Origin of the sequence: Sulfitobacter litoralis (assembly GCF_900103185.1) — a bacterium.
GTDB lineage: Bacteria > Pseudomonadota > Alphaproteobacteria > Rhodobacterales > Rhodobacteraceae > Sulfitobacter > Sulfitobacter litoralis.
This window is the reverse complement of sequence record NZ_FNJD01000004.1, coordinates 34046-44510: the sequence shown is the minus strand read 5'-3', so window position 1 is coordinate 44510 and position 10465 is coordinate 34046. Positions and strand designations below refer to the sequence as shown.

The window sequence follows — 10465 nt, the reverse complement described above, 5'->3', positions numbered from 1 at the left end:
TACATTATTTCCCTAACTTGAGTGACTAGCCGCCAACCGCCAATCTCTCCGGTTCGGGGAAGCCCATGCTGATCGGATCGCGCAGCACATAGCCACGGCCCCAGACCGTCTCGATATAGTTTTCTCCTCCGGTCGCAATGTTCAGCTTTTTACGCAATTTGCAGATAAAAACATCGATGATTTTCAACTCCGGCTCGTCCATTCCCCCGTAAAGATGGTTCAAAAACATTTCTTTCGTCAATGTGGACCCTTTGCGCAGACTCAAAAGCTCGAACATCTGATATTCCTTGCCCGTAAGATGGACCGGTTTGCCCGCCACGGTCACCGACTTGGCGTCAAGGTTAACTGACACCCGTCCGACATTAATGACGGACTGCGAATGGCCCTTGGACCTACGGATGATCGCGTGAATACGGGCGACAAGCTCTTCCCGGTGGAACGGTTTGGTCAGATAATCATCCGCGCCAAATCCAAACCCTTTGATCTTGTTTTCTGTATCATCAGAGCCCGAGAGGATCAAAATGGGCGTCTCAATCTTGCTCAGGCGTAATTGCCGCAAGACGTCGTGCCCATTCATATCGGGCAGATCCAGATCAAGCAGGATAAGGTCGTAGTCATACAGTTTCGCCAGATCGATCCCTTCCTCCCCAAGGTCGGTGGTATAGGTGTTGAGATTGGCATGGGTCAGCATCAGCTCGATGCTCTTGGACGTGGTTGGGTCATCTTCAACCAGCAGTATTCGCATTTTCTCACTCCGCTTAAATGAATTGGGTGTAATATGCACCGTGACCAAAAAGGTTTAACCACTCGTTAATAGTGCTTAAATAGTTAAGCTAGCAACTTAAAGTTGTCTATACTTTTGTAGCGCTGTGGCGCGCAACGCCGTTTCCCCATGATCAGAAACAGCACGTACCCATTCCACAAATTCATCGCGTCCCACCCCGTATCGTTCTTCTGCGTCAGCTTCGGTGATCAACCCATATAGAACGCCGCGCACCACGGCGGCTTTGCGCGATGCCACCCAGCGGCGTGTGTTACAGTCGGGCAGATCAGCGAGGCTAAAACTGGACCCGTCGGGCAATGTCACAGCTCTGGGACGTCCCACTTTTTTCAGATACACAATCATTCCCTTTCTACCCCTTACCAACGCCGGCCACGCGACCGGTCATATCGCGTGCAAGCTAGGTCGCGGCGCGTTAACGACTGGTGAAGTCACCCCTTGAGAGTATCGTCAATTTTCCTATATTAAGCCTCAAACCTCCCGGAGTATGACCATGCCGCTTGACCGCACCCCGCCGCTCAATTCGTTGGGCTTTGCAAAAGCCCCTGCCGACACCCGCGTCGTTGTGGCGATGTCTGGTGGCGTCGATAGTTCTGTCGTGGCCGCGATGCTGGCCGAGGAAGGCTATGATGTCGTCGGGGTTACGCTACAGCTTTACGACCACGGTGCCGCGCTGGCGCGCAAAGGGGCGTGTTGTGCCGGGATCGATATCCATGACGCGCGCCGCGTCGCGGAATCCATGGGTTTTCCACATTACGTGCTCGACTATGAAAACGTGTTCAAGGATGCGGTGATCGACGAATTTGCTGACAGCTATCTGGGGGGTGCCACGCCGGTGCCCTGCATCCGCTGTAACGAACGGGTCAAATTCAAGGACCTGCTGGAAACAGCCAAGGATCTGGACGCCGATTGCATGGCCACTGGTCACTACATCCAACGCAAGATGGGGGCAGACGGGGCCGAACTGCATTGTGCGGCAGATGCCAACCGCGATCAAAGCTATTTTTTGTTCTCCACCACGCCCGAACAGCTCGATTATCTGCGCTTTCCCCTAGGGCACCTGCCCTCCAAGAATGACACACGGGCGCTTGCCGCAAAATACGGCCTTAGCGTTGCGGACAAACCGGACAGCCAGGATATCTGCTTTGTCCCAAATGGCGATTATGCGTCAGTGATCCGCAAGCTGCGCCCCGAAGCGGCCAATCCCGGTGATATTGTCGATACTGATGGCACTGTACTTGCCCGGCATGACGGGGTGATTAATTATACCATCGGGCAACGTCGCGGGCTTGGTATCGGCGGGTTGGCCGACCCGCTTTACGTGGTTAAGCTTGACGCGGATAAGGGGCAGGTCATCGTGGGGCCAAAATCGATGCTGGCCACCCGCACCGTCCCTGTAAGAGAGATCAACTGGTTGGGTGAAACCCCGTTAATGTCCCAGTCCGAATGGCCCATTGCCGTGCGTGTCCGCTCAACGCGCCCGCCCATTGATGCAATTCTGCGCCCCATCTCTGATACCGAAGCCACGGTAGAGCTGCTCACCCCCGAGGAAGGCATTTCCCCCGGTCAGGCCTGTGTGTTCTACGACCCCGAAAGCACCCGTATTTTCGGCGGCGGCTGGATCCACAAGGGCTGAACCCCTTCCAAATGGCTTAAAATCCCGGGGAGTTTGAGGGGCGGAGCCCCTCATTTGTGTCGTGAGTTTGAGGGGCTGCGCCCCTCATTTTGCTCACAAGTCAGTCTTCAGGCTTACAACCGCGACAGAACCGCTCGCGCTGCGCGTAGGCCAGGTGCGTCGCCGCCCTTGCCTAGACGCTCCATCGTTAGCGCCATAGCGTCTTTTTGTTCTTCGGGATGGGCAAAGACATGCTCCAAACCGCCGGCGATCTTTTGGGGCGTGCAATCGGGGCCTAGAAATTCCGGCACCACCCGCGTGTCAGAGACGAGGTTCACCAGCGTTACTGTATCAATCAGCGCCATCGCCTTGATCAGACGGAAGCTGAGCCAGTTCATCCGATAGGCGATCACCATAGGCAAAGACGCCGCCGCCAGTTCCAGCGAGACAGTCCCAGAGGCCGCTAAAGCGACATCGGCCGCAGCAAAGGCTGCGCGTTTCATCGCGGCACTGCCTGCACGCGTCCCGACGCGCGGGTCAAGGACGATGGGGCGCACGGCCCAGTCTTTGGTCTGTGCGATCACCGCTTCGGCGACAGGACCTGCCGCAGGAATGACGACCCGTGCGTCGGGATGCGTGTGGGCAAAGCCCGCGACGGCGTCGCCAAAGACGCCCGACAGCCGCGCCACCTCTGACCGGCGCGAGCCTGGCAGCACCAAAAGCAGGGGGGCGTCACCAATCTCATGGGCCTGCCGGAATGCAGCGGCTTCACGGTGCGATGCGATTTTTTCTCCGACCACCGGATGACCGACGAAATCACAGGCCATGCCTTCGGCCTCCATCAACGGGGGCTCGAAGGGGAAAAGCGCGAGCACGTGGTCGATATATTGCGCCATCTTTTTGGCCCGACCGGGGCGCCATGCCCAGACCGTCGGAGCTACGTAATGCACGGTACGGATCGTCGACACGGCCTTAACCCGCTTGGCCACGCGGAGCGAGAAATCGGGGCTGTCGATGGTGATCATCACATCGGGCTTGGCGTCCACGACGGCCTGCGCCGTCTCGTTGATCCGTGCCATCAGTGATCTGTACTTGGGCAAAACCTCGGCGATCCCCATGACCGACAGTTCCGACATGTCGAAACGGCTGGTCAGCCCCTCGGCCGCCATATCCGTCCCACCGATCCCTTCGAATGTGATGTCAGGGCGCAGCGACTTTAGTCCCGCCATCAACGCGCCCCCCAGACGGTCGCCCGACGGTTCACCCGCGACGATAAACACCTTCATCCTGCGGTCCTAGCCCATAGTACGAGGTTCACTTCATCTGCCAGCCTCACGCAAACCTCGGGTTCAAGCACGATCAGGGCACCGGCTTCGATCACCACCCCTGACAGCCCTGCCTCATGGGCGCGGCGCAGCGTGTCCGGGCCAATGGTTGGCATATCAACCAGATGGCTCTGGCCCGGTTTCGGTCCTTTGAACAGGATTGCATCAACGCCACGCGCGCGTGTGGGCAACGTAGACAGCAGGTGATCGGTCCCGCCGATCGTCTCTATGCCCATGACCTGCCCTTGGCCGACAACGCAACATTGGCCGACATCCATCGGGGCGAGACAACGTACCAACGCGGCACCGCGGGCGGCGTCGTCATTCATCTGCGCATCCGGCTGACGCTGGCTGAATACGCCTTCGCCTGCCATCAGGTCAGGCACTAGTTCATGTGCGGCTACAACGTCAAAGCCCGCTGTCTCGAAGATATCAACCAAGGCGCGCAAGGCACCGTCATCACCAGCGGCAAGCGCCTTTTGGAACGCCGGCACCAAAGGCAGCGTTGCGGCATCAAGCTTTGAAGGATCGAACGACGGGCGTGTAACCGCGCCACAGAAACAAACCCGCGTGATGCCGCGCGTGCGAAGCGTAACCAAAAGGCTGCCAAGCGTCTCAAGCCGAAACCCAAGATCGGGCACCAGCCCCACTGGTGCAGTCCCCTCGTAGGCGCAAACCAAAGGCGCGTCGGACAGAGATGACACCACCCGTTGAGGCAGTCCGCCGCCCCCTGCGATCAGCGCCAGCATCAACCCGGCGTCAGAAAATGGCGACCTGTGTCGGCGAGAACGAAGTCGACGATCTCGCGCACGTAATCGCTGCCGGTTTCCTCGCCCAAGCGGCGTGCGCGGTCGTGGAAAGTGCCCTCGCCCTGCGCCAGCATCTGAAACGCCGCCCGCAACGCTGTGATATCCGCGCGGGTGACACCGCGCCGTTTGAGCCCGACAAGGTTCAACCCGTCCAGCACGCCACGCGGCGCTTGCACCAGCCCGTAGGGGATCACGTCATTGGTCACCATCGTCACGGCACCGATAATAGCGCCACGCCCGATGCGCACGAACTGGTGGATACCCGCAAGCCCGCCGATCAGTACGTCGTCTTCAATGATGCAATGCCCTGCCACGGCGGCATTGTTCACCACGATCACCCGATCGCCAAGGATCGCGTCGTGTGCAATGTGACAGCCTGCCATGAACAGCCCGTCGTCGCCGATCTTGGTCAGGCCACCCCCACCTTCGGTCCCGCCGTTCATGGTGACATGTTCACGAATCCGGTTGCGTTTCCCGATCACCAGCCGGCTGGTTTCCCCCTTGAACTTAAGGTCTTGAGGGATTTCGCCGATCACCGCGAACGAAAAGATCACCGTGCCTTCACCAACTTCCGTGTCGCCGGTGACGATAGCGTGGGATTTCACCTCCACGTCGTCCTGCAGCACGACCTGGGACCCGATCACGCAGAACGGACCAACCTTGGCAGAGGCCGCAATCTGCGCGCCCTCTTCGATCACCGCACTTGGGTGGACATTGCCCATCAGGACAGGTCCATCATCGCTGTAAATTCAACTTCAGCGGCCATCTCACCCTCGACCGACGCGACGCCGCCGAACTTCCAGACCTTGCCGCCCGGCTTGCCGCGCAGGGTGGTCAGCTCCATCCGGACGACGTCCCCGGGAATGACCTTGCGGCGGAATTTGCACTTGTCGATGGCCATGAAATAAACCTTCATGTCCTTGTCCGCCATTTCGAGCGTGACGCCAACCATCACAGCCGCAGTCTGCGCCATGGCTTCGACGATGGTGACGCCAGGCATGATTGGCATACCGGGAAAATGCCCCTGAAAATGCGGTTCGTTCATCGTGACGTTCTTGATCCCGACGGCGCTTTGCGTGCCTTGGATATCGACCACTTTATCGACCAGCAAAAAGGGATAGCGGTGCGGAATGATCCGTTGGATCATCTGGATATCGGCAGTTGGCAGGGTGTCGGTCATTGCATGTCCTGTCTGTTAAAAGCTGTATTGTGGCTACCAATTCTGGCCGCCATGGGCAAGCGGGGGGATCAGTTCTTGCCGCTGCCGACCGACGCATCCAGCCGTTCGATGGCCTCGTCGGTGATGTCGATGGCGTTGGCGCTGACAAAGACTGACCGACGCTCAAGGATTACAGCGGCCCCTGCTTCGCGCATCATTTGTTCCAACACCGGTCCTGCCGCGGCCAGAAACACGTGGCGCTCTTTTTCGACCAGCTCATTCAGTGCACGCCCCTTGGCTGCCTGAGACGCTCGGGTTTTCTGAACTTTTTCATCAAATGCATCTGCAAGTCCGCTGAAGGCATCGGGACTAAGCTTGCTCCGCTGGTCCGTTAGCTTGCGTTCTTCGGCCTTCAAATCCGCCTCTATAAGGCGGTTCTCGGCAGAGATTTCAGCGCTTTGGGTTTCGACGTCGTCCGCGACGCGCAAACCAAAGGCGCTTTCGGTAAAGACGCGGTCGGAATCGATGGTCAGGATCGGGCTTTGCACCAAGCGGCGTTCAGCCTGTTGCTGTGCAAAAACCGGCACCGCCCCAAGGGGCAGCACCGGCAGAAGGCAGATCAAGAGTGCCCGCAGCTTCATATTGACCTCAGAAGTCAGTCCGCAGGGTCACTTCGAACTTCTGTTCTTCGTCGTAGTCTTCTTTTTTCAACGCTTTAGACATGTTGAATTGCAAAGGACCGACCGGTGTATCCCAAAAGAGCGAGACCCCGATCACATGGCGGAACGACCCCGATTCACCAACGATAATTCCGTTCCGCCCTTCAAAGCTGGTTGCTACATCATCCAGGTTCCAGACATTACCGACGTCATAGAAAACGCCGCCGCTGATCCCGTATTCCTCGGGCAGCCCCAGCGGGAATTCCGCCTCTAAGCTACCGACGACAAACAGGTTACCGCCAATCGAGTCGTCCGACCCGTTGCTTTGATCGCGCGGGCCAATGCCGCCTGTTTCAAAACCACGCATGATCGAAGGACCGATCACAAAACGGTCTGACACGCGGTTGTTGCCTTCGCTCCATGCCAGTGCGCCACCTTGCAGCGTGGCGCGCAATGTCACCTCTTCGTTGAAGATGCGTTTTTCACCGATGGCCTTGGCTGTGGTTTTTACAAACTTGGTGTCACCACCGATGCCTGCAAAATCCTGACCGAACTGCAGCAAAACGCCCGAGGTCGGGTCCAAACCGGCGCGACGGGTATCATAGTTGTAGTTATAGCCGACCGAAGACGTCACCTGACGGCCCGCCGCAATGTCATTTGCAACAACAAAACCCGTAGTGGTGTCGTCACGCGCGGACATCTCGAGATCGTCGTAGGTATAGTTGAGCCCCAAGCGCCCGTTTTCACTGACGGGGAAAGACAGCGTTGGCTGCACAACGATACGCTCTGTGTCGAATGAGTTATAGGACGAGCTGGTTTCGGCATAATCGAGGTTCAGCCCGAATGCGACGTCGCGACCCAGCAGGCTGGGTTCTACAAAGCTGAACCCATAGCGCTGCGCGGCTTCGGCGGTGCTTACGGTGAGCTTCAGTTTTTGGCCGCGCCCAAGGAAGTTATCCTCCGCAAAGCTAACCGCGATACCGATCCCGTCGCTGGACGAGAATGAACCACCGAAATTCAGCGAGCCTGTAGGCTGTTCAACGACATTCACGTCGACCACGACCTGTTCGGGGGAAGACCCCTCGCGGGCGTTGACTTCGGCACCTTCGAAATAGCCAAGGGCACGGATACGCTCCGCGCTTTCACGGATCTCGCGTGGGTTGAACGGGTCGCCCTCAACGCTGTCAAACTGTCGGCGAATAACACGGTCAAGCGTGGTGGTGTTGCCTTCGATATCGATCCGTTCAACAAAAACGCGCGGACCCCGTGAAATGCGGTATTCCACATTCAACGTGAGATCGCGATCGTTGCGGGTGATCACAGGTTCGACACGAAGAAAGTCGACGCCATCACGAATGGCTTTGCGTTCCATCCGCGCGATGTCGGTTTCCACCAGCGACGGAGAATAAACGGCACCCGACTTGGTTTTGACCACACCACGGTAATCATCCGCATTCACGCCATTGATTGTCGAGGTAACGGTGAGTTCGCCAAATTTGAACTGCTGCCCCTCTTGGACATTGAACTGTACGAAATACCCGTCACGCTCTTGGGTAAGCTGCGCGTTCGCCGCGGCAATACGCATATCGACATAGCCGCGTGACAAATAGAAATCACGTAGCATCTGCTGGTCAGCTTCGATGCGTTCGGGAACAAATGTATCACGTTTGATCAGACGACGGAAAAGGCCGGCCTGCTTGGTCCCCAGAACACGGCGCAGACGCCGGTCGGAATACTCGCGGTTGCCAACAAAGCTAAGACGCTCGATCTCGACGTTGTCACCTTCGAAGACTTCGAAAACCAGATCGACGCGGTTCTGGTCGCGCTTGATGACCTTGGGCTGAACACGGGCAGCAATGCGGCCGTCGTTGCTATAGGCTTGGGCAATGGCGTTTGCGTCTTTTTCCGCTTGGGTCGGATTGAAGACACGGCGTTCGTCTGAATCGACAACCGATGCCAGCGCTTCGTCGTCGATACGCGCGTTGCCTTCAAAGCTGATGCGGTTGATCGTGGGGAATTCCACCACGGTGATGACCAGCGTGCCGCCCCGAGGTTCGATGGCGACGCTTTCGAACAGGCCGGACGCCTGCAATTTCTGATAAGCGTCGTTTAATTCACCCGCGCTAATGGCGCGTCCGCGTGCGATTCCGGCCTGACCAAGAATGGCGCTGTCACCGATGCGTTCGTTGCCGTCGATCTGAACCGTATTAAACTGATAGCTCTGCGCATCGGCATGTGGCGCTGGCACCAGCCAAGCGACTGATAACATTACGCAAAACGAAGCACCCCGAAGGGATTTCGCAAAAGGAGTGAAAACCGCTGTCTCAGTGGGTTTATTCCACCTGTCGTTGTGCATCATCTGCCCTACCCGCTGTCAAAAAACTCTTTCGTACTGACTAGACAGGTTAAGACGCATTGTCAAAACGAAGAGGCCGCCAGACACCTATATAGAGTGTCCGACGGCCTATTTAATCACGATACAGTGCGGCGGCGCCCATCAGCAGCGCGTTTAAGACGCCTTATGCGCCAACCCATGCGCCCGCGGTCAACGCAATCAGCAAAAATCCGAAATACAAAGCACGGTCCCAGTTCAGGTCCATCAACAAGCTCAGTCCGCGATAGTTTGTTTTAAGTGCCATCATAATCTTACCCCTTATTACCCTAGGGCTAAAGATGACAAAGGATTACGGCACAGCTTGGGCCAAATGTGGCAAAAGTAAGATTTTCGCCTCTTTTACCGCCGCATATCGGCAAATTATCGCTTACGGGCAGAACAGGTCATTCCCCAATGCGAATACCATCAGTCCAAGCACCAGTGTCAAACCAATGGTCATCAGCACACGCAGGGCACCATCGCTTGGGGGGTTGCCGGTGACTGCCTCGTAGGCGTAAAACACCAGATGTCCGCCGTCCAACGCAGGGATCGGAAAGAGGTTCAACAACCCCACTGCCGTCGACAGCACGGCGATGAAATAGATAAAGCTTTGTGCCCCTTGCGATGCCATCGCCCCCGATGTCTGCGCAATGCCGACCGGCCCGCTAAGATTACAGGTGCTGATATTGCCCACGATCATGTGTTTGAGGCCCGACAGCGATCCATTGATGATCCGGCCCGTGTTTTCCACCCCGCCCCAAAGCGCGGAAAGGACGCCGGGATTAGTGGTGGCTGTATCAAAGGCGGTGCCACCGACGATACCAATGCGCATCTGCGACTTAAAGCTGCCGTCGGGCTGGGGCTCGTCCGTCACTTTGGGACGCAGCGTGATGTCGAGCATTTGCCCATCGCGCCAGATGTCAAGCTCAAGCGGCGCACCGTCCGAGGCTTCGACCGCGGTCTTCAACTGGCGGAACGCGAAAATTTCGGCCCCGTCGACCGCTGTGATCACGTCACCGCTTTTTAGGCCAGCCTCGTAGGCGGCGGATTGCGGCATGACCTGCTTTATCAGGGACGGCATGACATAAGGCCCGTCCACGGTCACCACCGCGCCCTCGCGATTGACTTCGTAAGGCAGCGGCTGGCTAAGCGGGATGCTAGCAAAAGCGTCGGCATAGGCGGTCGCGTCTGTTACCGCCGGTAGGGCCACCCCCCCGATAGAGACAATCTCGTCGCCTGTGGCCAGATCATTCTGTTCAAACGGGAGCGGGTACAATTCACCGACGGTCATGGGGTCGCGAGGCACGCCCACCGACAGCCCGATGGCTGCAAATACTAGAATGGACAGGGCAAAGTTGAACACCGGCCCCGCCGCAACCGTCGCTGCACGGGCCCACAATGGCGCGCCATGCATTGTTGCGCGCAAACGCTTGGGGTCGGTCTCGGCCGATTCCATTGCGGCGACGTCCTTGCCCGATGCAGCATCCGCATCCCCCGCAAACTTAACATAGCCGCCAAAGGGCAGCGCCGCAATCTGCCAACGTGTGCCGCGTTTATCGACGCGACTATACAGCACCGGCCCGAACCCGAGAGAGAAGACATCGGCATGGATACCCGACCAGCGACCAACGATATAATGGCCGTACTCATGAATCGCGACGATCACCGACAGGGCGATAACAAAGGCCAGAAGCGTCCAGATCAGCCCGCCAAACTGCGGAATCAATGCGAAAATATCCAAAA

General features: G+C 57.6%; 11 protein-coding genes. 1 reads left to right on the top strand and 10 read right to left on the bottom strand.

All coding sequences use genetic code 11. The features are described from left to right. Positions 1-25 precede the first annotated feature (25 nt). Positions 26-745 carry a response regulator transcription factor CtrA gene (ctrA, locus tag BLQ98_RS04715; protein WP_093732192.1) on the bottom strand — a complete coding sequence of 240 codons (720 nt, stop codon included), beginning with the start codon at positions 743-745 and terminating at the stop codon, positions 26-28. Positions 746-841: 96 nt separating this feature from the next. Further along, on the bottom strand, positions 842-1126 hold the full coding sequence (gene sciP / locus BLQ98_RS04710; protein WP_093732191.1) for a CtrA inhibitor SciP: 285 nt from the start codon (positions 1124-1126) through the stop codon (positions 842-844). Positions 1127-1274: 148 nt separating this feature from the next. Between sciP and mnmA the strand changes: the two genes are divergently transcribed. Next, complete coding sequence (gene mnmA / locus BLQ98_RS04705) at positions 1275-2417, top strand: tRNA 2-thiouridine(34) synthase MnmA (protein ID WP_093732190.1); 1143 nt, start codon at positions 1275-1277, stop codon at positions 2415-2417. A 113-nt stretch (positions 2418-2530) separates the two neighbouring features. Here mnmA and lpxB read toward each other — a convergent pair whose 3' ends face one another. The 8 genes from lpxB to rseP form a co-directional block, all read right to left on the bottom strand. After that, positions 2531-3682, bottom strand: coding sequence for a lipid-A-disaccharide synthase (lpxB, locus tag BLQ98_RS04700; protein WP_093732189.1), 1152 nt, complete (start codon positions 3680-3682; stop codon positions 2531-2533). After that, positions 3679-4470 (bottom strand): LpxI family protein, encoded by a 792-nt coding sequence (locus BLQ98_RS04695; RefSeq protein WP_093732188.1) that lies wholly within the window; start codon positions 4468-4470, stop codon positions 3679-3681. The genes lpxB and BLQ98_RS04695 overlap by 4 nt, the downstream gene beginning before the upstream one ends. Further along, positions 4470-5252 carry an acyl-ACP--UDP-N-acetylglucosamine O-acyltransferase gene (gene lpxA, locus BLQ98_RS04690; RefSeq protein WP_093732187.1) on the bottom strand — a complete coding sequence of 261 codons (783 nt, stop codon included), beginning with the start codon at positions 5250-5252 and terminating at the stop codon, positions 4470-4472. Before lpxA ends, BLQ98_RS04695 begins: the two co-directional genes overlap by 1 nt. Continuing rightward, entirely contained in the window at positions 5252-5710 is a 459-nt protein-coding gene (gene fabZ / locus BLQ98_RS04685) for a 3-hydroxyacyl-ACP dehydratase FabZ (RefSeq protein ID WP_093732186.1), read from the bottom strand. The genes lpxA and fabZ overlap by 1 nt, the downstream gene beginning before the upstream one ends. A gap of 68 nt (positions 5711-5778) precedes the next feature. Continuing rightward, positions 5779-6330: an OmpH/Skp family outer membrane protein gene (locus BLQ98_RS04680; RefSeq protein WP_093732185.1), complete on the bottom strand. Its 552-nt coding sequence runs from the start codon at positions 6328-6330 to the stop codon at positions 5779-5781. A 7-nt stretch (positions 6331-6337) separates the two neighbouring features. Continuing rightward, the gene (gene bamA / locus BLQ98_RS04675) at positions 6338-8707 is read right to left on the bottom strand and encodes an outer membrane protein assembly factor BamA (protein WP_482255535.1); all 2370 of its coding nucleotides are present in this window, start codon (positions 8705-8707) and stop codon (positions 6338-6340) included. Positions 8708-8867: 160 nt separating this feature from the next. Then, positions 8868-8990, bottom strand: a complete 123-nt coding sequence (locus BLQ98_RS18575; RefSeq protein ID WP_272903347.1) for a hypothetical protein — start codon at positions 8988-8990, stop codon at positions 8868-8870. A gap of 120 nt (positions 8991-9110) precedes the next feature. Then, positions 9111-10463, bottom strand: a complete 1353-nt coding sequence (rseP, locus tag BLQ98_RS04670; RefSeq protein ID WP_093732184.1) for an RIP metalloprotease RseP — start codon at positions 10461-10463, stop codon at positions 9111-9113. Positions 10464-10465 lie beyond the last annotated feature (2 nt).